The organism is Caballeronia sp. LP006, assembly GCF_031450995.1.
GTDB lineage: Bacteria > Pseudomonadota > Gammaproteobacteria > Burkholderiales > Burkholderiaceae > Caballeronia.
Genome location: NZ_JARTVW010000002.1, coordinates 115,008 through 137,902, shown reverse-complemented (window position 1 = coordinate 137,902; position 22,895 = coordinate 115,008). Strand labels below are relative to the sequence as shown.

Sequence of the window (22,895 nt, the reverse complement as noted above, 5' to 3'; positions counted from 1 at the left end):
AGCGGAAGATGAGCTCGAAACTCGAGGCAATCGGCATCGCGAAGCGTTATGGCGACGCCATCGCGCTGGAAGCGACGGACCTCGCCGTGCAGGCGGGCGAGTTCCTGACGCTGCTCGGTCCCTCGGGTTCGGGCAAGACCACGTTGTTGCAGATGATCTCCGGGCTCGTTGCGCCGAGCGCGGGGCGTATCGAGATAGATGGCCGCGACGTGACGCATGTCGAGCCGGGCAAGCGCGGCATCGGCATGGTGTTTCAGAGCTATGCGCTCTTTCCGCACATGAGCGTGTGGGACAACGTCGCATACGGTCTGCGCATGCGGCGCAAGTCGCGCGAGGACGTGCGCGCCGCCGTGGACGACGCGCTCGCCATGGTGCGCATGACCGAATACGCCAAGCGTTTTCCGAAGGAACTGTCGGGCGGCCAGCAGCAGCGTATCGCGCTGGCGCGATGCTTTGCGTATCGTCCGTCGGTGATCTTGCTGGACGAGCCGCTCGGCGCGCTGGACAAGAAGCTGCGCGAGCATATGCAGTCGGAAATCCGCCGTCTGCACAAAGAGCTTGGCGCGACCTTCGTCTACGTCACGCACGATCAGGACGAAGCGCTCACGCTTTCGGACCGCATCTGCCTCATGAATCAGGCGCGCATCGAACAGGTAGGCACGCCCGCCGATCTCTACGACCGCCCGGCGACGCGATTCGCGGCGGGCTTCATCGGTCACTCGAATCTGCTGGAAGGCGCGCTCGACGACACGCGCGGCAAGGGCGGCGAGCCCATTCTGCTTGCCGCCGGCGGACGCATTCCCTTGCCGATGAACGCGCAAGTCGCACCGTCGACGCGCCACACGCTGTTGCTGCGTCCCGAGGCGCCGCGCCTCGTGGAACCGAAGAGCGGCTTCATCGACGGCACCATCGCCGATGTCGTTTTCTTCGGCAGCGATACGCGCGTGCAACTCGCCATGAACGACGGCAGCGAGATCACGGTGCGCTGCGAGCGCAGCCTGTCGCCACGCATCGGTGAAAGGGTGGGTCTCGTGTGGGACCCGTATCGCACCACGTTGCTGCACGGCTGAGGACGCGCATATGACCATCGCACTTCACGCGCAACGCGAGAACGAAGGCTCGCGGCGCGGCCGGTCCGTGTGGACCGCGCGCACGTTGCGCATCTTGCCTATCGTGCCGACCTTGTTGTTCCTGCTGGTGTTCTTCATCGTGCCGGTCGGCGAGATTCTGCAAGGCGGACTCGTCGGCGCGGACGGGCAATACGGTTTCTCGCAGTTCGAACGCATCGCGCGCACGCCGGTTTATGCCAAGGTTTTGTGGATTACGTTCGGCATCTCGTTCATGACGGCGGCGTTGTCCATTCTGCTCGGCTATCCGGTTGCGTACATGTTGAGCCGTCTGTCGGAGCGCGTGCGCGAACGCTGGCTGTTGTGGATCATGCTGCCGTTCTGGACCAGCTACCTTGTCAAAACCTATGCGTGGATGCTGCTGCTCTCCAAGACCGGCGTGCTGTCGACCATCGCGCTGTCGCTCGGTCTCGTGCGGGAAACGAGCGGTACGATTCCATCGCTGACCGGCGTCCTGATCGGCATGGTGCATTCCATGATGCCGCTCGCCGTGATGACCATGCTGCCTGTGATGCGCGGTATCGACGACCGTCTGACACAAGCCGCCGAAACGCTCGGCGCGCAACGCAGCATGAGCTTTTTCACGGTGTTTCTGCCCTTGTCGTCGCCGGGTGTCGCGGCGGCGGGACTGCTCGTGTTCATCTCGAGTCTCGGCTTCTTCATCGTGCCGGCGCTGCTTGGCTCGCCGAAGGAAACGATGATCGCGCAACTCGTGATCTCGTCCGTGCTCGAACTCTTCGACATGCGGTTCGCCGGCGCGCTCTCGACCGTGCTGCTCGTCTGCTCGATCGTGATCTTCTTCGTCTATGACCGCATGGTCGGCCTGACTTCGCTCACGGGCGAAGTCACCGAGCGTTCGCGCGGCTCGCGGGCGCAAGGCATCAAGGCCGCCGTTCTGATGCTGGCCGGCCGCCTCTTCGCGCCGTTTCTCATGCGCCGCAATCCGCATGCGGATATTGCCGCGCGCGCAGCCAGTCCGCTCGGCGTCTACACCTGCGCGATCATGGTGGTGCTGGTCGCGCCGGTGCTGTCGGTGATTCCGTACGCGTTCACGAAGAGCGACTACATCGCGTTCCCGCCGAAGCTTTTCAGCGGCAAGTGGTTCGGCACCTTCATGGATTCGCCCGTGTGGCACAGCGCGATCATCCGATCGTTCGAAGTGGGATTCGGCACCGCGGTGCTGTCGCTGCTGCTCGGCTTCGGCGCGACGCTCGCGATGACGCGCATGCCGCGCCGCGCCAGCAAACCGGTGTTCGCGCTGCTGGTCGCGCCGTTGATCGTGCCGCGTATCGTGGTGGCGGTCGGGCTCCTGTATCTGTTCGGACGCTTCGGGCTGACGGGCACCAACCTCGGGCTCGTGATCGGGCATACGGTGCTCGCTATTCCCTTCGTGGTGGTGACGCTTGCAGCCGGCTTCCAGCGCTTCGACTGGCGTCTGGACGATGCCGCGCGGGTCATGGGCGCATCGCCGCTGCGGCGTATTACGTCGATCGTGCTGCCGCTTCTGATGGCGAGCGTGACGGCGGCGTTCCTGTTCGCATTTCTGGTTTCCTTCGACGATCTCACCATTGCGATCTTCGTGAGCGGCGGCATCAACTCGACGCTACCCAAACAGATGTGGGACGACATCCAATTGGCCGTGACGCCCACGCTCGCGGCGGTATCGACCACGCTGATCGTGCTGATCGCGCTGGTGGTGGCGGTGTCGTCGTGGTTCAAGCGCCGCGCGCGCTGATTTCGACACCATTCAGCGACACCCAGCCATAAAAGCAGTCCATAACCCGATTCGAACATGCATCGTTATTCAGAATACTTTGGCCACCGGCACGCGAACGACGAACTCGATTGCGCGCCGCTCCTCGCGGCCGGATTGCGCGCCACGCCCGCGCGCACCGTCGTGCATTTCGACGATCATGCAATCTCGTGCGCGGACGCCTCGCGTCATATCGTGCAATTGCAACGCTGGTTCGCGGGTCAGGGGCTCGTGCCGGGCGATCGCGTCGCGGTGATGCTCGGCAACAGTCCCGAACACATTCATCTGATTTACGCACTCGTGTTGAGCGGCCTCGTCTGGGTGCCGGTGAACATCAAGTTGCGCGCGTCGGGCCTCGACTATCTGCTGCAACATGCAGAACCGAAACTCTTCGTCATCGACGGCGAGTTCGACGCGATCACGGCATCGATCGACTGCGGCATGTCCAAACGCACGCGCCTGCCCGCGTTCGATGCGGCGGATACGAACGCCGCGTTCGCCACGCCGGCGATCCCCGTCGACGCGCCGTTGTGCATCATCTATACATCCGGCACGACGGGCGCGCCGAAGGGCGTCGTGTTCACGCATCGCATGATGCGCATTGCGAGTGAAGCGGCGTTGCGTGTCGCCGACGTGCGCGAGGGAGACCGCCTGTTCCTGTGGGAGCCGCTGTGCCACATCGGCGGCGCGCAGATGCTGTTGCTGCCGTTCCTCGAACCGGTGACACTGCATGCGGTGCCGCGCTTCTCGGCTTCGCAGTTTTGGCCGCAAGTGGAGCGCGCGGGCGCGACGCAACTGCATTACCTTGGCGGCGTGCTCGATATCCTGATGCAGTTGCCCGAAGCCGCGCAGCCTTCAGCGCATTCGTTGCGCGTGGCGTGGGGCGCGGGCGTGAGCGCGTCCGCGTGGGAGCCGATACAAGCGCGCCTCAAGGTGCGTCTGCGCGAGTGCTACGGCATGACGGAGTGTTCCAGCTTCGCTACCGCGAACGTTACCGGCAAGCCGGGGTCCATCGGCCGCGCGCTGCCGTGGCTCGATATCGAATTGCTCGATGAACACGGCCAGCCGGTGCCGCCAGGCGAGGCGGGTGAGATCGTGTTGTCGAGCAAAGTGGAAGGGACCTTTTTGCCAGCGTATCTGAAGAATCCCGAGGCGACGAAATCTGCGCTTCGCAACGGCAAATTGCACACGGGCGATCGCGCGCGCCGCGACGCCGATGGCGATCTGTATTTCGTCGGCCGGCAGACGGACAGCATGCGTGTGCGCGGCGAGAACGTGTCGGCATGGGAGATCGAACGCGTTTTCGCGACGCATCCGGCGGTGCGGTTGAGCGCTGCGATGGGCGTGGCGTCGGCGGTCGGCGAGCAGGACATTCTGCTCAACGTGCAGTTCAAGGACGAGCCGGTGGACTGGGAAACGCTGCACTTATGGGCGCGAGAGCGCCTCGCGAATTTTCAGTTGCCGCGTTATTACCGCGCGGTGCCGGGCTTCGAACTGACGGCGAGCGAACGCATCAAGAAGCATCTGCTGTCGCGCAGCGTGGAAGACGCGTGGGATCGGCTGGTCAGCGTGAAAGCCTGAGGAGTTATCGCATTCAGATAGGGTAATAGGGCTATGCGATAATTTTGCCATCGACGACAAAAGCATACGAGAGATGAGCGACGAGTCCAAAGCCCCGCGAAAACGCAAGAACGCCGCCGCGAAAGGGGCGGGCGAGGCGGTGGACGCAACTGCGTCGTCGCTGTACGTGCAGTCCGTCGAAAAGGCCATGAAGGTGCTCACGGCTTTCGACGGTAGCAAGCGGCAGTTGTCGCTTTCGGAAATCTCGGCCATCACGGGCTTCGACATGAGCGCGACGCAGCGCTTCAGTTTTACGCTGGCGGCGCTCGGCTATCTGTTCAAGGACCCCGACAGCCGCAAGTACGAACTGTCGCCACGGCTGCTGGACTTCACCTATCACTACCTCACGTCGAACGATCTCGTGAGCCGCGCCACGCCGTATCTGCAGCAACTCGGATCGGAGACGGAAGAGGCCACCAATCTCACCGTGCTGGACGACACGGACATCGTTTTCGTGCTGCGCATCGTGAGCCGCAACGTGTTCAACGCGCACGTCATCACCGGCTCGCGCTTGCCGGCTTATTGCACGGCGCCCGGTCTCTCGATCCTCGCCACGCTCGCCGACGGCGAGATCGACGACATTCTCTCGCGTACCAACCTCGTGCCCTATACGGCCTCGACGGTGTATCAGCCGCGCAAGATCAAGGAGCGTGTTGCACAGATTCGCAAGCAGGGCTATGCGCACACGGAGGACGAATATTTCGTCAGCGATATCTCCACCGCGGCCGCCATCACCAATGCGCACGGACGAGGCATCGGCGCGGTGAACATTGCGGTGGCGCGTTCGCGCTGGCAGGCCGATCGCGACGAAAAGCGCTTCGCGGACCTCGTCATTTCCACGGCGTCCGCCATTTCCACGCGCAGGCGCATCGAATAGGCCGCAACGGATACGTTCGACGCCGCTTGGAGCGCGACGATCGGCACGCCCTCCAACGACGGGCACAACAGCGATACTGTGTAGATTCAAGCGCCGGCAAAAAGCCGCGCAAGCGCCGCACGATAGTCGCGATAATGCCGCGCTTCATCGTGATGCCGACGCTCACGGATCACGCACTCGCCGCCAACGAACACATCGCGCACGGGCGATTCGCCGTGTTCGCAGAATACGACGGAAGAGAGCCACGTCGCGCTCGTCTGTTCCGCGAGATTCGGATGATCGGCGTCGAGCACAATCCAGTCCGCGCGCGCCCCCGGCATGAGCGCGCCGACTGCGCGGCCGGTCGCGCATGCGCCGCCTTCGAGGGCGTCGCGAAACAGGCGATCGGCAACCTGCGCCGTTTCGTGCGATGCCAGCACGTTACGCTGCCGCCGCGACAGACGCTGGCCATATTCGAGCAGTCGCAGTTCCGCGCGCCAGTCCACGCCGACATGACTATCCGAGCCGATACCGAAAGCGCCGCCTGCGTCGAGGTATTCGTTCGCGGGGAAAATCCCGTCGCCGAGATTCGCTTCGGTGGTGAGGCACAGGCCCGCAATGGCGCCGCTTTTCGCGAGCGCAGCGGTTTCGCTGGCGTCGATATGCGTCGCATGCACGAGGCACCAGCGCGCGTTCACGTCGAAACGATCCAGCAGCCATTGCACGGGCCGCGCGCCCAGCGCGGCAAGCGAAGCATCCACTTCTGCCGTTTGCTCCGCGATGTGGATATGAACCGGCGCGTCAGGCGAGATGTCGTTCAACGCTTCGATGACGACGCGCAGAGACGCCTCCGACACCGCGCGCAGCGAATGCGGCGCGACGCCGTATCGCAGCGCGCCGTGTTCGGGCCGGGCATGACGCAACGCGGCTAGCAGATCGAGATAGCCTTCGGTGGTATTGACGAAGCGCCGCTGATCGTCGCGAGGCGGCTCTTCGCCGAAGCCGCTGAACTGATAGAGCACCGGCAGCATCGTCATGCCGATGCCGGTTTCGCTCGCCGCATCCACCACGCGTTGCGCAAGCTCGGCGGCGTTTGCATGACGTGTTCCATCCTCCGCGTGATGCACGTAATGGAACTCGCAGACGGACGTGTAACCAGCCTTGAGCATCTCGACATACAGCCAGCGCGCAATGGCGCCGAGCGTCTCGGGCGTGATGCGCGCGGCGAAGCGATACATCAGTTCCCGCCAGCTCCAGAAACTGTCGGTCGGGTTCGCGCGATACTCGGTGAGTCCGGCCATCGCGCGCTGGAACGCGTGCGAATGAAGATTCGGCATGCCGGGAATGACCGGTCCGGCGGCACGCGCGACGTCGGCGGGCGCATCGCGCTTATCGGGTGTGACCGCCACGAGCGTACCTGTGGCGTCCCATTCGAGCAGCACGTCGGTGCGCCAGCCTTCGGGCAAAAGCGCATGCGCCGCAAAGAGTGATTTCGTGCGTGTATTCATGAGCGGACTACTCGGTATCGGGCATCGGTGAAACATTCACGCACGCGACAAAACCGCTTGCAGGAACGAGCGTGTACGAGGCTGCGTGGGTGTCGAAAAGATTTGCGAGGGCGGGCCCGCCTCGACGATCTCGCCGCCATCCATCACGACGACGACATCCGCCACTTCTCTCGCAAAGCCCATCTCATGCGTGACGACGAGCATGGTCATGCCTTCGGCGGCGAGCAGCTTCATCACTTGAAGCACTTCGCCGACGAGTTCGGGATCGAGCGCGGACGTGGGTTCGTCGAAGAGCATGACGCGCGGTTGCATGGCCAGCGCCCGCGCAATGGCGACGCGCTGCTTCTGGCCGCCCGACAAACTCGCGGGCATGGCATGCGCCTTGTGTTCGAGGCCGACTTTCCTGAGCAGGCCGAGCGCGGCCGTTTCGGCATCTGCCTTCGATGCACCGCGCAACATCCGCGGTCCCACGGTAATGTTGTGCAGCACCGAAAGATGCGGGAACAGGTTGAACGACTGAAACACCATGCCCACTTCCGTGCGCAATGCATTCAGCGCGCGCTCCTTGAGCATGGTTCCCTGATCGACGAGACGATGCCCGCAGATGTCGATGGTTCCGCGCTCGGGTTGCTCCAGACCGTTGCAGCAGCGCAGAAACGTGCTCTTGCCGGAGCCGCTTGGCCCGATCACCACGACAACTTGACTCGGCTCTATATCGAAGTCGATACCGTTCAATACGCGATGCGTCCCGAACGACTTGGTGAGATCGCGAATGCTGAGAATGGGTTGGGCGCTGTTCATTGCACCATGCCTCCTGCGCGCAGCCGTCGTTCCACGCGATGAAGAATGTAGTTCGTCGTCTGCGTCAGCACGAGATAGACGAGCGCGACGACGAGATACACCTCCAGCGACCGGTACGACACGCTGATGATCTTCTGTGCTTCGTGCATGAGATCGTCGATGGTCAGAAGCGACACCAGCGCCGAGTTCTTGATGAGCGCGATGAACTCGTTGCCGAGCGGCGGAATCATGCGCACGACGGCTTGCGGAAGAATGATCGCTCGCATGGCCTGACCCGCCGACATGCCGATGGAGCGCGCAGCTTCCATCTGTCCACGATCCACCGATTGAATCGCGCCACGCACGACCTCCGACACGTAGGCCGCCGAATACAGGCCGAGCCCGAGCATGCCGCACACGAAGGCAGGCAGCAGGATATTGAACTGCGGCAGGCCGAAGAACAGCAGAAACAGTTGCACGAGCAGGGGCGTGCCGCGAAAGAAGATCAGATATCCGGTGCAGAAGCCGTAGACGATGCGCCGCTGCGGCGAGAGCCGGCCGATGCCGATCAGAAGTCCGAGCAGGCACGAGAGCACGAGCGCGGCGGCGGTCACTTCCACCGTGACGAGCGCGCCATGCGCCAGATCGTCCCAACCGGCGAAGGCTGGCGTGAAGTCGAGTTGCATGGCTCAGGTCCGCCGGCTTACTTCGCGCTTGCCGTCGTGCCGGCGCTCGCGCTGAACCACTTCTTCACGATCGCGTCGTAGGTGCCGTCCGCCTTGATCTTGGCGAGCGCGGCGTTCATCTGATCGCGCAATTGCGGCTCGTCCTTGCGCACCGCGATGCCATATGCCTCGGTCGTCAGCTCCTTGTCCAGCACGCGAAAGCCGGGGCGCGTGCGCGCGAACTGGAATGCGGCGGGCTTGCCCGTGACGGCGGCATCCGCGCGGCCGATGCCGACCAGATCGAACATCTCCTGATTCTTTTCCACTTCCACTCGCTGCACTTGCGGATAGTTGTCGCGCAGGAAGTTGACCGATTTCGTGCCGACCTGCACCGTCACTTTCTTGCCGTTGAGATCGGCGAGCGTCTTGATCGGCGAATCCGCCTTGACCAGTGCGGACAGGCCGCCCGCGAAGTACGACTGGGTGAAGTCGATCACCTGGGCGCGTTCCGGCGTGATGTAGATGCCGGAGATGGCTGCATCGAAACGATGGGCGACGAGGCCCGGAACCAGTCCCTTGAAGTCGATATCGGTCCACTGGATCTGCTTGCCCATGCTCTTGGCGAGCGCGTTCATGATGTCGATATCGAAGCCGGTGCGCTGACCCTTGTCGACGAACTCCATCGGCGGGAAGGTAGCGTCCGTGGCGACGTTCAAAACGTTCGAGTCTTGCGCGGCCGCGGCGCCAGGCAGCGCGGCAATCATCATGGCGATACCGAAACTCGCGGCGGAAAGCAGGTTCTTGATTTTCATGGCGTGGCTCCAGGGGTGTGGTCTGTCGTTGATTGGCGGTTCAGGCGGCCTGCAGCCGCGCGGATATGGCATTGGCGGCGCGCACGGTCCAGTCCGCGAGTTGCTGCTCCCGGCCTGCCGCGCGCGAGGAGGGCGCCATCAGCGTGATCGATGCGCTCGCGCCCGCGCTGCGCGACGCGCGCCGGAACACGGGCGCGCTTACGCCCCATACGCCGGGATCGACTTCGCTTTCGCTCACCGCGAAGCCGCGCGAGCGAATGCGCTCCAGTTCGGTTTCGAGCGCGGCGCGGGTGGCATCGTCGTTGGCGAACAGACGTTCCAGCGTCTCGGCGCGCAGTTTGTCGGCCATGAAGGCGAGCAGCGACTTGGCGGATGCGCCCGAGCGCAACGGCACCGAGCGTCCCTTTTCAAAAGAGCAGCGCAACGACTGCGTGCTCTCGATCATTTCGAGGCAGATCACCTGATCGTTCACGGCGACGATCAGGCCGACGCTTTCCTGCGTGGCGTTCGCGAGCTTCAGCATGCCTTCGCGGCTCGCTTCGACCAGCAGCGAATTGACGTCGAAGCCGAGCGCGAGTTGAAGACTGATCGGGCCGGGCGCGTAAAAACCGGCGTCCTCGGCGACGAAGCCCCAGCGTTTGAGCAACGCCACTTGCCGATAAAGCGTGCTCTGCGCGAGACCGGTGGCGGCGAGTATGTCCTTCGCGGACATGGCCTTGCCGTGGCTAGCGAGCGCGGTCAGCACGAGCAGCAAGCGCTCGGCGCCGGTGACGTTAGATTCCCGTTTCACTGTGATGTCCAGCCGGAAAGGCGATGTCGATGAGCGCAGAATGCCACATCGCTCCCGGCGGACAAAAAAGGGATTCCCAGCGATTGGGAATGAAGGTGAGGTTTTTAGCCGAACGTGAGGGGGTCATGCACGCGAGGCGCGGCAAGGTTTGCCCGATACGCCTCCTGGGTCAGCGCATGTCGATCGTTTCAGTCAGTTCCGGCACGAGCGAAAACAGGTCGCCGACGACGCCGTAATCCGCGACGCTGAAAATAGGCGCTTCCGGATCTTTGTTGATGGCGACGATGACCTTACTGTCCTTCATCCCGGCCAGATGCTGAATGGCACCCGAAATACCAACGGCCACGTACAACTGCGGCGCGACGATCTTGCCCGTCTGCCCCACTTGATAGTCGTTCGGCACGTAGCCGGCATCGACCGCCGCGCGCGATGCGCCCATTGCGGCGCCAAGCTTGTCGGCCAACGGTTCGAGCACCTTCGTGTAGTTCTCGCCGCTGCCGAGACCACGTCCACCCGAAACGATGATCGAAGCCGAAGTCAGTTCCGGCCGATCCAGCTTCGTCACTTCGCGGCTGACGAATGACGAGATGCCAGCGTCGGCTGCCGCTTCGATCTTCTCGATCGATGCACTGCCGCCTTCCGCCGCCACCGGATCGAAGCCCGTTGCACGGACCGTGATGACCTTGATCGGATCGCTCGATTGCACCGTCGCGATAGCGTTGCCCGCGTAGATTGGACGCTCGAAGGTATCGGCGCTGTCGACGGCGGTAATGTCGCTGATCTGCGCGACGTCAAGATGCGCTGCGATACGCGGGGCGATGTTCTTGCCATAGGCCGTCGCGGGCGCGAGGATGTGCGAATAGTCCTTCGCGATATTCAGCACCGTGCCCTCGACATTCTCGGCCAGACCTTCGGCGAGTTGAGGCGCATCCGCAAGCAGCACTTTAGATACGCCCGCGATCTTCGCTGCCGTATTGGCCACGCCCTGCGCGTTCGCACCGGCGACCAGCACATGAATAGCGCCGCCGATTTTCGATGCCGCCGCTACCGTGTTCAACGTCGCGGCCTTGATGGACGCGTTGTCGTGTTCCGCAATTACCAGAATCGTCATCAGATCACCTTCGCTTCGTTCTGCAACTTCCCGACCAGCGTCTTGACATCGGGCACCACCACACCCGCCGAACGCCTGGGCGGCTCGACGACCTTCAGCGTCTTCAGTCGCGGCGCGACATCCACGCCGAGGTCGGCCGGCTTCACGACCGTCAGCGGCTTCTTCTTTGCCTTCATGATGTTGGGCAGCGTCACATAACGCGGCTCGTTCAGGCGCAGGTCGGTGGTGATGACAGCGGGCAGCTTCAGCGACAGCGTTTCCGCGCCGCCGTCGACTTCGCGCGACACGGTGGCTTTGCCGTCGGCCACGACGACCTTCGATGCAAACGTCGCTTGCGGCAAGCCTGCCAGCGCGGCGAGCATCTGTCCGGTCTGATTCGAGTCGTCGTCGATTGCTTGTTTGCCGAGGATGACGAGTTCGGGCTTTTCTTGATCGACCAACGCCTTGAGCAGTTTGGCGACGGCAAGCGGCTGCAACTCATCGACGGACTCGACGAGAATGGCGCGATCCGCGCCGATTGCAAGCGCCGTGCGCAGCGTTTCCTGGCATTGCGTGACGCCGCACGACACGGCGATCACTTCGGTTGCCACGCCCGCTTCCTTCAAACGCACCGCCTCTTCCACGGCGATCTCGTCGAACGGGTTCATGGACATCTTCACGTTGGCGATATCGACACCCGTGTTGTCCGACTTCACCCGGACCTTCACGTTGTAGTCGACCACGCGCTTGACTGGCACCAGAATTTTCATGGGTGCATATCTCCTTGCTTGAATGATTCGAAAAGAGCCGCGCGGATCAGCGCCGACTGTCGGGCTCGACGAGGACGAGCGCAATCGATGCATCGCTTCCCGACGACCGAGGCGCGAGATGAAGCGCAGGCGCGCCCGGCATGCGCGTCAACACGTGACCTTTCGCCAGCATGATCTCGTCGTCGCTGTCGGCAGCGTGGACGAGGCAGCGGCCATTCATCGTCAGCACGAGCGCGACACATTCGAGGGGCACGAACGCGGCGTCGCGCAATGGCTCGATGCGTGCTCGATAGCGCCCGCGCAACGCCATGACATTGAGCGCGACAACAGGGCCGTCGTGCAACGTGGCTTGCCACGCAACGCCGCCGTCGTATTCCATGGCGATACCGCGCCGCAAGTGACATTGCACGGCGTCGTCTTGCAGCGTGACGCCCGCACCGGTCATGACGAGCGATTGCCGCGTCATGCCGGGAAAGCGCGAATACGGACCGTCGCGTTCCACGTCGGCCAGGCTGATGCGCCAGCCGCCCTCCGCATCTTCCGCGAGCGCGCGCGTGGTGCCGCCGCCGTTGCGCCATGCCTGCGGCGCAAAAGACGCGAGCGGTGCAATGGCGACGCCCTCGGGCGCGCGCGCTTCAGGAGACGGCGCCGACACCGTACTTTCCAGTGAGCAGCGCGCCGGTCTCGAAGCGTTCGATCGAGTAAGGCGCGAGCGAGACATCGGTTTGCAGGCCGAGTGCGGCTTGCGCAAGCACCTTGCCGACCGTTGGCGAGAGCTTGAAGCCGTGCCCCGAAAAGCCGTAGCCGACGACGAGCCCTTCGATGCCGGGCAGCGCGCCGAGCACCGGATTCCAGTCGGGCGTGACGTCGTACACGCCCGTCCACGACGACGCAATGCCCGCAGCTTCGTATGCGGGAAACCGTTCGGCGACCTGCGCGCCGACCTCGACGACATAGTCCATCGAGATGTCGCCCTGTTCGGTATCGGCCGTGGCGAGTTTTTCTCCGGCGGTGCCTTCGCTGACGAGCATCTGATTGCCGCCATAGCAGCGGTAATAGAGCATGCCGGGCGAGGCCAGATCCTTGAACACCGGCATGGTGTAGGTGTAGGCCGCGCCCTCGCATTCGAGCGCAAGCACCGCATGACGCTCCGGCGAGACGGGCAGTGTGCGGCCGGTCCATCCGGCGAGTTCCGGGGTCCAGATGTTCTGCGTGCTCACGACCATTGCCGCTGAAAAATCTCCGATGCTCGTCGAAACGCCGCTCACCTTGCCGTGCTCGATCAGCAAGCGGTTCACGGTGACGTTCTCGCGGATCGTCACGCCGCCGCGCCGCGCCGCGCGAGCGAAACTGGTCGCCGTGAGATACGCATCCGCGAAGCCCGCCTCGGGTTCATAGCCGATCAACGCGGCGTCGTCGAACTGCGCGATGGGCATGAGCTCGTGAGCCTGGCGAGCATCGAGCAATTCGAGCGGAATGCCTTGCTGCTTCTGCTGTTCGAGCGATGCGCGCAGCGGTTCGACCTTGTCGCCATCGGCCGCGACGATCATGTAGCCGCACTTCACGAGTCCGCACGAGGCTTCATCGTCGCCGACGTAGCCCGCGAAATCGTTGAACACGGCCCAGGACTTGCGCGCGAGTTCGACGTTTTCCTTGACCGAATAATGCGTGCGCAAGATGCCCGACGATTGCGACGTCGTGCCCGCGCCGATGGTCGCGCGATCGAGCACGAGCACGCTTTTGGCGCCAAGCTTTTGCAGATGAAACGCAACGGAACTGCCGATCACGCCCGCGCCGATCACCACTACATCGTACGTATTCACTGTCGCGCTTCCTTTCTCATGCGGATGATGTTTGCAGTGTGCCGGGTTGCCGCCATCGCGAGCGCTTCATAAGCAAAAGCGATGGATAGCAGCAGTACCGGCGCGTTCGAACGTCAGCCAGCGCCTTCCAGGCCTCGCATGACTTCGGCCTGCACCGTTTCCCAGATCGACTTCTTCATCTCCAGATACGCAGGCGATAGCTGCACTTCGGCGGTACGCGGCAAGGGCAGGTCGTTGCGGATGTCCTGCACGATGCGCCCCGGTTTCGCGCCCATCACGACCATGCGCGTGGAGAGCAGCAGCGCTTCGTCGATCGAATGCGTGATGAAGACGATCGTCTTGCCGCTCTTCTCGTAGATCGACAGAAGCTGTTCCTGCAGCACTTGCCGCGTCATGGCGTCGAGCGCGGCGAAGGGTTCGTCGAGCAGCATCACGTCCGGGTCGTTGGCGAGTACGCGCGCAATCGACACGCGCTGTTTCATGCCGCCCGAAAGCGCGCCGGGATAGCTGTCCTCGAAGCCTTTCAGCCCCACGGCTTCGATATAGCGACGCGCGGCATCACGCCTTTCAGCCCGGCCGACACCGCGCATCTTCAACCCGAACGCGACGTTCTCGCTGACCGTTTTCCACGGAAACAGCGCGTATTGCTGAAAGACCATGCCGCACGCCGGCTCGACATCCTTCACTTCGCGGCCATTGACGAGCACGCGGCCCTGCGTCGGCGGCTCGAAGCCGGAGATCATGTTGAGCATCGTCGATTTGCCGCAACCCGACGCGCCAAGCAGCACGAGAAACTCGCCCTTCGCGACATCGAGATCGACTTCCTTGAGCACTTGCAACGCGCCGAAGGACTTCGCCACGCCTTCGAGGCGAATCATGGGGGCATCTATCGTTGCCATGCGAGCACTCCGCGTTCGATGAGCCTGAACAAGCCATCCGTGATGAGCACCGTGATGCTGATGAGCACCATGCCGAGCACGACCGTATCGGTCTGGAAGAATTCGCGGCCGTTCATGATCATGAAGCCGAGCCCTTGCTGCGCGGCGACGAGTTCGGCGGAAATCACGCAGGTCCACGAGAGGCCGAGAATCACTTTCATGCCCGACAGGATCTGCGGCATGCAGCCCGGCAGGATGACTTCGCGCATGACCTGCCAGCGGTTCGCGCCGAGATTGCGCGCCGCGCGCACGAAGATCGGGTCGATGTTGCGCGTGGCGTCGATCACATAGAGAAGGGCAGGCGCGAACGATCCCATGAAGACGATGCTGTACTTCTGCGTCTCGGTGATGCCGAACCACAGCAGCGACAGCGGTATCCAACTCATCGACGGCAGCGGGCGCAGGAAGGACAGTAGCGGGTCGAACACGGCGCGCGCCACGCGCGAGGTGCCGAGCGCAATGCCGAGCGGTATCGACACGACCGCCGCGGCGAGAAAGCCCACCATGACCCGGCGTATGGAGGCCAGCACGTTATCGAGCAACGTATGCTGATTCCACATGCGGATGCCGCGGCTCAGCACTTGCGACGGCGCGGGCAGAAACACCGCATCGACCAAACCCGCGCGGCACACGAGTTCCCAGAGCAGCAGAAAGCCGATCAGCGAGCAGGCGCTGACGACGAAAAGCCCGCCGCGCTTCGTCCATTTGTTGTCGGATGCCATGCTGCGCGCTCAGAGATACGACGCGTTGATCCAGTCCGCCACTTTCGGCGACTGGTCGATCTGCTTGAGATCGACGAGCATGTCGCTCAGCTTTTGTACGCCGTCGACGAACGGTCCCGGCTTTCCGCCGCTGCCGACGAAAAGCGTCTTTTGCTGCGCGTGGGAATACCACTGCGTCTGCTTGAGCACGGCCATCTGCTCGTCCTGCGTGAGATTCGTGAGCGTCATCAGAATGGGCGCGACCTTCTCCGGCTCGTGCGTCATCATGTCGTTGGCTTGCGCGACACCTTGCAGAAAGGCTTTCGGCACATCAGGATGGGCGCTGGCGAATGCGGTACGCACCAGCAGCACGTCCGGGCCGGGCGTCAACTGATATTGCTTGTAGAGCGAGAACGAGGAATCGTCGAGCAGCAGTTTGGTATCGGGCAGCGCCTTGATGCGGTCGAACGTCGGTGTCCATGCGGCGGCGGCATCGATCTGATTACCGCGATACGCCGCCAGCAGTTCCGTCGCCGGCAAGTTGATGATGCTCACGTCCTTCGCCGGGTCCATGTTCGCCTGGCGCAGCACGTCGAGCAGCAGGACATGCGAGCTCGACGCATACGTGACGCCGATCTTCTTGCCCTTGAGATCGGCGAGCGACTTCACATTGCCGCGCACGAGAAGGCCTTCCGATTTGCCGAAGTTGTTCGGCGTCGAGATGAGCTGAAACTGCTTCGCGCCGCTTGCCATCAGCGCGAGCGCCGAGACGACGCCGGTCCCCGCAATGTCGATGTTCCCCGCCATCACCGCGCCCATGCGCGCCGACGAAGTGGAGAACGATTGCCAGCGGCAGTCGATGCCGAGCTTCGTGAAGATGTCCGTCTTCATCGCGACATAGGCCGCGTAGTGCCCGAGCCATGCCGAGCCGCCGTAGTTGACGACGGTCGCGGCGCGCGCGAATGACGCAAGGCCCGAGGTGGCCGCGGCTACGCCGACGAGTGAAGCCTGCTTCAGAAAACTACGGCGGTTTGTGGTCATCGTCCTGCCCTGTCTCTTAGGTTGAACTGCGTGTATCCGCTGTCAGCTACGGATGGTAGAGGCGAACGCATCCCTGCCATTAAGCCGCGCGGCCGAATCAGAAACTCTTATGTTTTGAAGCAGTTCCGCTAATTTCACGCGGCGCTTTGCGCGGCGAACGCGGCGGTGTAGGCATCGAAAAGATGGGGCGGCGCGCCGGGCAAAGCCGCAAGCAAGCCGGGTGCAATTACGTCGCGCGTCACGGCCACCGACTCGCGCGCGACGGCCTCTGCCATCGACGACCATTCGGCCTGACGCGTGAGAATGTAGAAATGACGATGCCCGATGCGCGTCGTGGCCAGCGGCACGACCGCGATATCCGCCAGATGCGCGCGTGATTGCCAGAGACACAGCGGCGACGTGATGGCGCAGCCGAATCCCGAGCCGACCAGACTCAGAAGCGGGTCGGTATCGTCGAATTCATAGCGGTTCGGGGCATTGAAATTCATGTGCCTGATGAGCCGCTCCACTTGCTGCCCGATGAGCGAGCGGCCCGTATAACGCAAGAGCGGCAACTCGCGCAGCACCTCATGAAAGGACTCGGGCGCGCGCTTGCCGCTGAAGCGCCTCGGCGCCACCGCAATGAAAGTCTCGGAGAAAAGCGGCCTTAGTTCGACGCGTCGTGGATCGAGCGTGGCTTCCGTGCAAATGGCGAGATCGAGCTCGCGATTGGTAAGCTGTTCGCTGAGGGTCGGCGTGAGGCCGGACCACATCGACAAGGTTTTCATGCGCCCGGAAAGACGTTGCACGAGATGCGGCCCGACGCTTCCGGCGAAGGAATCCACGCAACCAATGCGCAGACTCGGCACGCCTTCGCTCGTCGCCGTACGCACGTCGTGCGAGACCGCCTGCGCGTGTTCGAGCAGCGCGCCCGCGCGATCGAAGAGAATGCGGCCCGCCGCGTTGGGCCGCACCGGACGGAACTCGCGATCGAAGAGCGCCACGCCTTGTTCGCGCTCGAGCGCCGCGATGAGTTGGCTCACGGCGCTTTGCGTGACGCCGAGTACGCGCGCCGCTTCCGTCATGGAGCGGGTTTCGCAGACCGCGACGAACGCCTGCAACGCGCGCAGATCGACCCCGACGAACGAATTTCGCATGCTTTCTCCTCGGCCGATTCCGCCGCAGATGCAGCGCGTGTCGCCGCTCAGATCCCATACCGTTGCGGCGCTTCTGGCCATACGCTTGTTTTAGCGACCATAATAGCGCTCACATGCTGGCCCCAAGCCGCCTTCGCGAATGCGGAGGTTCGAATCGTCCATTGCGAATCGCGCGTTGCTCAAATCCGCTTCTTCGTCCGCCGCCGTGCCTCGCCAGTTCGTGTTCTTGCTGGCCGATGGCTTGTCCATGATGAGCCTCTCGTCCGCCATCGAGCCGTTGCGCTCGGCCAACCGCCTCGCTGGCGAAACATTGTATGCGTGGACGCTCGCCAGCCTCGACGGCGAGCCGGCGCCTGCATCGAACGGCATCGCGCTTGCCGCGCGCAAGTTCGACGACGTGCTGGCCGGCGCGGACTATGTGTTCGTCTGCGGCGGCCTGCGGCTCGCGCCCGCGCTCGAACCGGCCTTCGTCGCCGCGTTGCGACGCGCGGCGCGCACCGGTGCGGTCATCGGATCGCTTTCCACGGGCACTTATCTGCTCGCGCTGGCAGGCCTGCTCGATGGCTATCAGTGCACCATCCACTGGGAAAATCTGCCGGCTTTCACGGAGGCTTTTCCCGACCTGCTGTGCAGCAGCAAGCTGTATGAAATCGATCGTGACCGCATGACGTGCTCGGGCGGCATTGCTTCGATGGACCTGATGCTGCATCTCATCAAGATGCAGCACGGCAGCGATCTCGCGGTGCGCGTGGCGAACCAGTTCCATCACGAGCGCATGCGCGACACCGCCGACAGCCAGCGCGGCTGGCGCGACCAGAATCACGCGAGTCTGCCGCGCGGCATCCGCCGGGCGATCGAGATGATGCGCGCGCATGTCGAGACGCCGTTGCAGATCAACGATATCGGCTCGGCTATCGGCATGACGTCGCGGCAGATGGAACGCCTGTTCCTGCGGCATCTGAACGCGACGCCCGCACGCTACTACGTGCAGTTGCGGCTGGAGCGCGCGCACGAAATGCTCACGTATTCGAGCGTGCCGGTCGCGGATGTCGCGGTGGCGACGGGATTCGCGTCGCCTTCGCATCTGGCGCGCTGGGTCCGGCGCGCCTACGGCATCAGTCCGACGGAGTTGAGAGCGGCACAGACGCAGTCGTGAGCAGGCGGGCGTAAGGGCGACGCAATGCGCTCAGGCCGCTTCCAGCACCGGCGCCGATGCGCGCAGCGGCAACGGCAGCCAGCCCTGAAGCTCGCGCCAGTCCGGTTCGAGATGAGCGAAGCGCGCCAATCTCAGCGACGACAAATCCGCAAAACCGCAGCGCCCGTCCATCACGAGGTCGCGGATGGCGTGACCGCTTGCGGGCGAAAGGCCGAAGCCGACGCTCGATAGCGTCGCGACCGTCACATTGCCTCGTTCATCCGGACGATCGATCACGGGCCGTCCATCCGGCGTGTTCTCGATATATCCCGCCCAACTGCGGATGACTTTCGCGTGCGCCGCCTTGGGCAGCAACGCAGCCAGGCGCGCCGCGATACTGCACTGAAGCGGAGTCGATTGCGGCCGCACCTTCGGCACATCGTCGAGGCCGATCCATTCGTGCGGACCGCCGCCGTAAGCGAGATTGCCGCGCAGCGTCTGCCGTCCATAGAGGCCATTGCCGTCCACGCCGCCGATGGCCATTGGCGGCAACGGCTCGGTGACGATCATCTCGGCGCGTGCGGCGGCGAGCGGCACATCGATATCGAGTTGCGCCGCGAGCACGCCGGTATGCGGCCCGGCCGCGATCACGAGATGATCGCAGGCAATCTCGCCGTGAGCCGTTCTCACCGCGCTCACGCGTCCGCCTTGCCGGACGAATCCTGTCACCGGCGTGTGCTGGAGAATGCGCCCGCCGTGATCCTCCAGCGCCCACGCATAAGCCTGCAACGTGCGATGCGGATTCGCATGTCCGCCGAAGTGATAGAAGTAGCCGGCATGGACGTTGTCGCCGGCGAGCGGCACCAGTTCGCGCACCTGTTTCGCATCGAGCACGTCCGAGCGCAGGCCGTGGTGTTCGCCGTTTTCGAGCGCGCGCCGGTACAACACGAACTGCTGTTCATCGAGCGCAATGCGCAGACGCTCGGCGCGGAACTCGGTCGGATAGCCGAGCAGGTCGTCCATCATCGGCCAGAGACGCTGTTCTTCGAGAAAGAGCGGGCTGTGATGATGCGAGCAACCGCCGCCGTTTCGGCCCGACGCGCCCCAGCCGATCATTCCCGCTTCGAGCACCAGCACGTCGACACCCTCGCGCGCGAGCCACCATCCCGCCGACAAACCCGTTACGCCGCCGCCGACGATAACCACCGAAGCGCCCTTCGGCGTGCCGCTGTCCTGTTGCGTGTCTGCTTTCATGCTTGTCTGTCCGGAAGATTCGATTCGAGTGCGACGGCCGGTCGATGCTTCGTTCATTCGCTCGCCACCGGTTCGCCCTGACGGCGTGTGCCCGCGCGATACAGCGGATCGACACGCCAAAACGGCACCCATTGCGACGCCATGCCGAACCAGCTGTCCCAATGCGCGCCGGTCTCCTGCGCTTCGGCCACCTCGGCTAGCTGCCGCAGCGCGAGCGGCCGGACGGGCGCGCGGAATGTGGCGAGCGGAATCCGCGGCAGCGCGCAGCCGGAGCCTATCGCGAGCAGCGCGGCGACTTGCTCGCGGCATCGGCGGCCCTGGCACGGGCCCATGCATGCGCGCGTGAGACGCTTCACCGCGTCGGGACTGGGCGGCCCGCTTTGCGCGAGACCCGCGACGCCGCGTGTGTCGTGAAGCGCGTCGGCGGGCTGCCAGCCGAGGTAGCGCGGCGGCCGCACATCGAGGATTTCGCGCGCCGTCACTTCCTCGCACTGGCAGACGAACGGCTCGCCCGCCGCGCCGATGACGCTTGCCCGCACCCATTCGACACGCGATAGCGCGATGTCTTGCGCGGGCGCATCGGGTTGGCGCGCGGGCGGCGCGTCGGCGAGAGAAGCGCTTTCGTCCAACGACGATAAAGCCGCGCGCGCCGCAAGGCGGCCTTCTTCACGCGCGATCGTTTCGTCGCGGCTCTTCGCCGGCCAGACGCCCGCGCAGTCGCCTGCCGCGTAGGCGAACGGCAACGAGGTGCGCTGCATCGCATCGACACGGGCGATATGACCGCCGCGCGCGGCATCGAACGCAGTCGCGCAGCCTGCCGCTTCGAGCAGCTCGATTGCAGGCAACGCGGCGATGCCGAGCAGCACGGTATCGCAATCGAATGTCGTCAGGGCGGTCGTGTCGGGCGTGGCTGCGTCGACGGAAGTCACGCCATAAGCATCGCCATGTGCATGGCGCACGACATGACGCGTGAGAATGTGCGCGCCGCTCGCTTCGAGTTGCGCCGCGAGCGCCGCATCGCCGACGATTTCGCCAGCCTGTTCGATCACCGCGACGATCTGCACGCCGCGCGAGACGAGTTCGAGCGCGACGTTCAGCGCATCCGTGTCGCTGCCGACGAGCACCGCGCGCCGCGCGTCGAGCGCGCCGTAGAGAACCGCGAGCCGCCACGCGGCGCTTGCACCCATCACGCCCGGGCGTTGCCAGCCGTCGAAGGCGAGTCCCATGTCGCGCCGCCCCGACGCAACGATCACCTGACTGAATTGCAGCAGCCAGGTATGTTCGGCGTCCGCGAGACCGGCCACGTGCGTGCCGATCCAAGCGTTCGCCGGCCCGTGCGGGAAGAGTCCCCACACTGCCGTGCCCAGCTTCACGTCGATACCCGCTTCGAGCGCGTCGCCCAGTTCGGGACGGGCGTCGAGCATGGCTTCGAGCATCGCGTTGGCGTTGCCTGCCTCCGCGCCCATGCGGCTGCCGAAGTGCAGCGGCACGTCTTCGCCCATGGTTTCGAGCGGCACGGGGTTTTCGTCGACGAGCGTGACGCGCATACCGCGACCGGCCGCTTCGAGTGCCGCCGCGATGCCGGCCGGCCCCGCTCCGACGATCAGCAGATCGGTCGATTCGCCGATGGGCGGCGTCTTGCCCGCCACGGACGCGGGATCGTGGAACGGCGTTGAGAATGCGTCGGGATTTACTGGCATGGCTCGTTGTTTCGTTGGCTGATCGGAGTGTTCATGTTTGCGACGCACTGGGCGGCGTGCCCAGCACGAGTTCGCACAGGCGCCCGGCGCGGGCGTGCGGTTCGGCGAGCGCGTCCACCGCGTCTTCGAGTTCGCGCGCGAACCGTGCGCCGAAGCGCGCGCCGCAGAGTTCACGAAATTTGTCGCGCTCGGCGTCGGGTGTCATCGGGCGCGCGAGGTCGCCGCTTGCCTGCATCGGACCGGAATCGAGGCGGCGGCCATCGCGCAGTTCGACCGTCACGCGCGCCCAGCGCTCGGCGGGAAACGCGGCGCTGAACGCGGCGTGCTCCTTTGCGACGAGGCGCGGCAGCAACGCGCACGCGGCGGGATCGGCAAGGCCCGAATCGCCGATGGTGCCGGCATCGACACGGCCATGCGTCAGCGCCGCCGCGACGGGAAACAGCACGCCATACTGCGCTTCCTCGGTGGTGCGTGGCAGCGCGGACCAGAGACGCGTCGCCTCGTGGAAGGTTTCGATCTCCACGCGCTCGATGTTGGCCGCATCGAAACCATCGAGCGCGCGCACTGCAAGCGCGGCGGCGATTGCCGGATGCGCCCAGCGGCACACTGGATACGGCTTCACATACTGTTCGAGGATCAGCCAGCGATCGCCGAGGTCGGACCAGCAGGCGGGTGCATCGCGTTCGACGGTGGTCGCGGGCGCGCCGGTGTAGCCGCGCGAGGCGAGCAGGGCGGCGCTGATGCCCGCCAGCGCGCCCCAACCCGAGCCGTCCTTCAGCATGGTCGGATGATCGATGCAGCGCATCATGTCCGAACGCGGCCCGTGATATTCGGCGATGCCGAGCGCGTGGCGCGTCGCCGGTATGTCGAAGCCGAGCGCGCGGCTCGCGATAGCGGCGGCCGCCAACGCATTCCACGCGCCCGAGGTGTGATATTCGCGGCTCGTCGCATGCAGCGCGATACCGGCACGCGTGCCTATTTCATAACCGAGCACCGTCTGCACGATGAACTCGCGTCCGCTCATGCCGGGCACGCGCTCAGTCATGGCGAGCAGGGCCGGCAAGACGGTGACGCCCGCGTGGCCCTTGGTGAGCGCGTGGCCGTCATGGCCGTCGAGACTGTCGATGGTCGTTGCGCCCGCGAACGCCGCGCCCGGAGCACTGACGATGCGCCCGTCGAATAGCATGCGCGCGGGGGTGCGTCCGGCCGCGAAGCAATCGAGCGCATGCTCGCGCGCGATTGTCGAAAGCCGTGTGGACGTGCCCGCCGCCGCGACGCCGAGCAGGTCCAGAATGCGGCGCTGTGCGTCGCGCACGACGGTAGCGGGAAGCATGTCGAAGCCAAGCGTGTGCGTGAAGCGGCTGGCGTCGTGATGAAGCGTCGGTGCCGTTTGCAT

General features: G+C 64.4%; 21 protein-coding genes. 5 read left to right on the top strand and 16 right to left on the bottom strand.

Features of this window, described 5'->3' with window-relative positions:
• Positions 1 to 8: 8 nt before the first annotated feature.
• The 4 genes from P9250_RS01375 to P9250_RS01360 all read left to right on the top strand — a co-directional run bounded on the left by P9250_RS01375 (position 9) and on the right by P9250_RS01360 (position 5,377).
• Positions 9 to 1,070: an ABC transporter ATP-binding protein gene (locus P9250_RS01375; RefSeq protein WP_309965023.1), complete on the top strand. Its 1,062-nt coding sequence runs from the start codon at positions 9 to 11 to the stop codon at positions 1,068 to 1,070.
• Between the two features lie 10 nt (positions 1,071 to 1,080).
• Positions 1,081 to 2,862, top strand: a complete 1,782-nt coding sequence (locus P9250_RS01370; RefSeq protein WP_310390768.1) for an ABC transporter permease subunit — start codon at positions 1,081 to 1,083, stop codon at positions 2,860 to 2,862.
• Between the two features lie 57 nt (positions 2,863 to 2,919).
• Positions 2,920 to 4,461 carry an AMP-binding protein gene (locus tag P9250_RS01365; RefSeq protein WP_310390767.1) on the top strand — a complete coding sequence of 514 codons (1,542 nt, stop codon included), beginning with the start codon at positions 2,920 to 2,922 and terminating at the stop codon, positions 4,459 to 4,461.
• Positions 4,462 to 4,534: 73 nt separating this feature from the next.
• Entirely contained in the window at positions 4,535 to 5,377 is an 843-nt protein-coding gene (locus P9250_RS01360) for an IclR family transcriptional regulator (RefSeq protein WP_250494786.1), read from the top strand.
• An 86-nt stretch (positions 5,378 to 5,463) separates the two neighbouring features.
• On the opposite strand, the gene P9250_RS01355 is transcribed toward P9250_RS01360, so the two are convergent.
• The 13 genes from P9250_RS01355 to P9250_RS01295 all read right to left on the bottom strand — a co-directional run bounded on the left by P9250_RS01355 (position 5,464) and on the right by P9250_RS01295 (position 17,410).
• Entirely contained in the window at positions 5,464 to 6,864 is a 1,401-nt protein-coding gene (locus P9250_RS01355) for a formimidoylglutamate deiminase (RefSeq protein ID WP_310390766.1), read from the bottom strand.
• 36 nt (positions 6,865 to 6,900) lie between these two features.
• On the bottom strand, positions 6,901 to 7,665 hold the full coding sequence (locus tag P9250_RS01350) for an amino acid ABC transporter ATP-binding protein (RefSeq protein WP_244831437.1): 765 nt from the start codon (positions 7,663 to 7,665) through the stop codon (positions 6,901 to 6,903).
• Entirely contained in the window at positions 7,662 to 8,330 is a 669-nt protein-coding gene (locus tag P9250_RS01345; protein ID WP_250469534.1) for an amino acid ABC transporter permease, read from the bottom strand. Before P9250_RS01345 ends, P9250_RS01350 begins: the two co-directional genes overlap by 4 nt.
• A gap of 17 nt (positions 8,331 to 8,347) precedes the next feature.
• Entirely contained in the window at positions 8,348 to 9,121 is a 774-nt protein-coding gene (locus P9250_RS01340; RefSeq protein WP_244831435.1) for a transporter substrate-binding domain-containing protein, read from the bottom strand.
• A 40-nt stretch (positions 9,122 to 9,161) separates the two neighbouring features.
• On the bottom strand, positions 9,162 to 9,911 hold the full coding sequence (locus P9250_RS01335) for an IclR family transcriptional regulator (RefSeq protein ID WP_309965011.1): 750 nt from the start codon (positions 9,909 to 9,911) through the stop codon (positions 9,162 to 9,164).
• 169 nt (positions 9,912 to 10,080) lie between these two features.
• Positions 10,081 to 11,022 carry an FAD-binding protein gene (locus P9250_RS01330; protein ID WP_310390765.1) on the bottom strand — a complete coding sequence of 314 codons (942 nt, stop codon included), beginning with the start codon at positions 11,020 to 11,022 and terminating at the stop codon, positions 10,081 to 10,083.
• Positions 11,022 to 11,771, bottom strand: a complete 750-nt coding sequence (locus P9250_RS01325; RefSeq protein ID WP_310390764.1) for an electron transfer flavoprotein subunit beta/FixA family protein — start codon at positions 11,769 to 11,771, stop codon at positions 11,022 to 11,024. Before P9250_RS01325 ends, P9250_RS01330 begins: the two co-directional genes overlap by 1 nt.
• 46 nt (positions 11,772 to 11,817) lie before the next feature.
• A complete protein-coding gene (locus P9250_RS01320) occupies positions 11,818 to 12,426 on the bottom strand; it encodes a HutD family protein (RefSeq protein WP_310390763.1) in 609 nt (202 codons plus the stop codon).
• Positions 12,407 to 13,594, bottom strand: a complete 1,188-nt coding sequence (locus P9250_RS01315) for an FAD-binding oxidoreductase (protein ID WP_250495307.1) — start codon at positions 13,592 to 13,594, stop codon at positions 12,407 to 12,409. Before P9250_RS01315 ends, P9250_RS01320 begins: the two co-directional genes overlap by 20 nt.
• Before the next feature lie 113 nt (positions 13,595 to 13,707).
• On the bottom strand, positions 13,708 to 14,493 hold the full coding sequence (locus tag P9250_RS01310) for an ABC transporter ATP-binding protein (protein WP_310390762.1): 786 nt from the start codon (positions 14,491 to 14,493) through the stop codon (positions 13,708 to 13,710).
• Positions 14,481 to 15,254: an ABC transporter permease gene (locus P9250_RS01305; protein WP_244831428.1), complete on the bottom strand. Its 774-nt coding sequence runs from the start codon at positions 15,252 to 15,254 to the stop codon at positions 14,481 to 14,483. The genes P9250_RS01310 and P9250_RS01305 overlap by 13 nt, the downstream gene beginning before the upstream one ends.
• A 9-nt stretch (positions 15,255 to 15,263) precedes the next feature.
• Positions 15,264 to 16,274 (bottom strand): ABC transporter substrate-binding protein, encoded by a 1,011-nt coding sequence (locus P9250_RS01300; protein WP_310390761.1) that lies wholly within the window; start codon positions 16,272 to 16,274, stop codon positions 15,264 to 15,266.
• Positions 16,275 to 16,408: 134 nt separating this feature from the next.
• The gene (locus P9250_RS01295; protein ID WP_250469923.1) at positions 16,409 to 17,410 is read right to left on the bottom strand and encodes a LysR family transcriptional regulator; all 1,002 of its coding nucleotides are present in this window, start codon (positions 17,408 to 17,410) and stop codon (positions 16,409 to 16,411) included.
• A gap of 139 nt (positions 17,411 to 17,549) precedes the next feature.
• Here P9250_RS01295 and P9250_RS01290 point away from each other — a divergent pair, with 139 nt between their 5' ends.
• Positions 17,550 to 18,566 carry a GlxA family transcriptional regulator gene (locus tag P9250_RS01290; RefSeq protein WP_244831425.1) on the top strand — a complete coding sequence of 339 codons (1,017 nt, stop codon included), beginning with the start codon at positions 17,550 to 17,552 and terminating at the stop codon, positions 18,564 to 18,566.
• Positions 18,567 to 18,596: 30 nt separating this feature from the next.
• Here P9250_RS01290 and P9250_RS01285 read toward each other — a convergent pair whose 3' ends face one another.
• Genes P9250_RS01285 through P9250_RS01275 form a run of 3 tightly spaced genes read right to left on the bottom strand, consistent with a single transcriptional unit; the run spans position 18,597 to position 22,895 of the window.
• Positions 18,597 to 19,799, bottom strand: a complete 1,203-nt coding sequence (locus P9250_RS01285) for an FAD-binding oxidoreductase (RefSeq protein ID WP_250528568.1) — start codon at positions 19,797 to 19,799, stop codon at positions 18,597 to 18,599.
• A 53-nt stretch (positions 19,800 to 19,852) separates the two neighbouring features.
• Positions 19,853 to 21,499: an NAD(P)/FAD-dependent oxidoreductase gene (locus P9250_RS01280; RefSeq protein ID WP_310390760.1), complete on the bottom strand. Its 1,647-nt coding sequence runs from the start codon at positions 21,497 to 21,499 to the stop codon at positions 19,853 to 19,855.
• 31 nt (positions 21,500 to 21,530) lie between these two features.
• A complete protein-coding gene (locus P9250_RS01275; protein WP_310390759.1) occupies positions 21,531 to 22,895 on the bottom strand; it encodes an MmgE/PrpD family protein in 1,365 nt (454 codons plus the stop codon).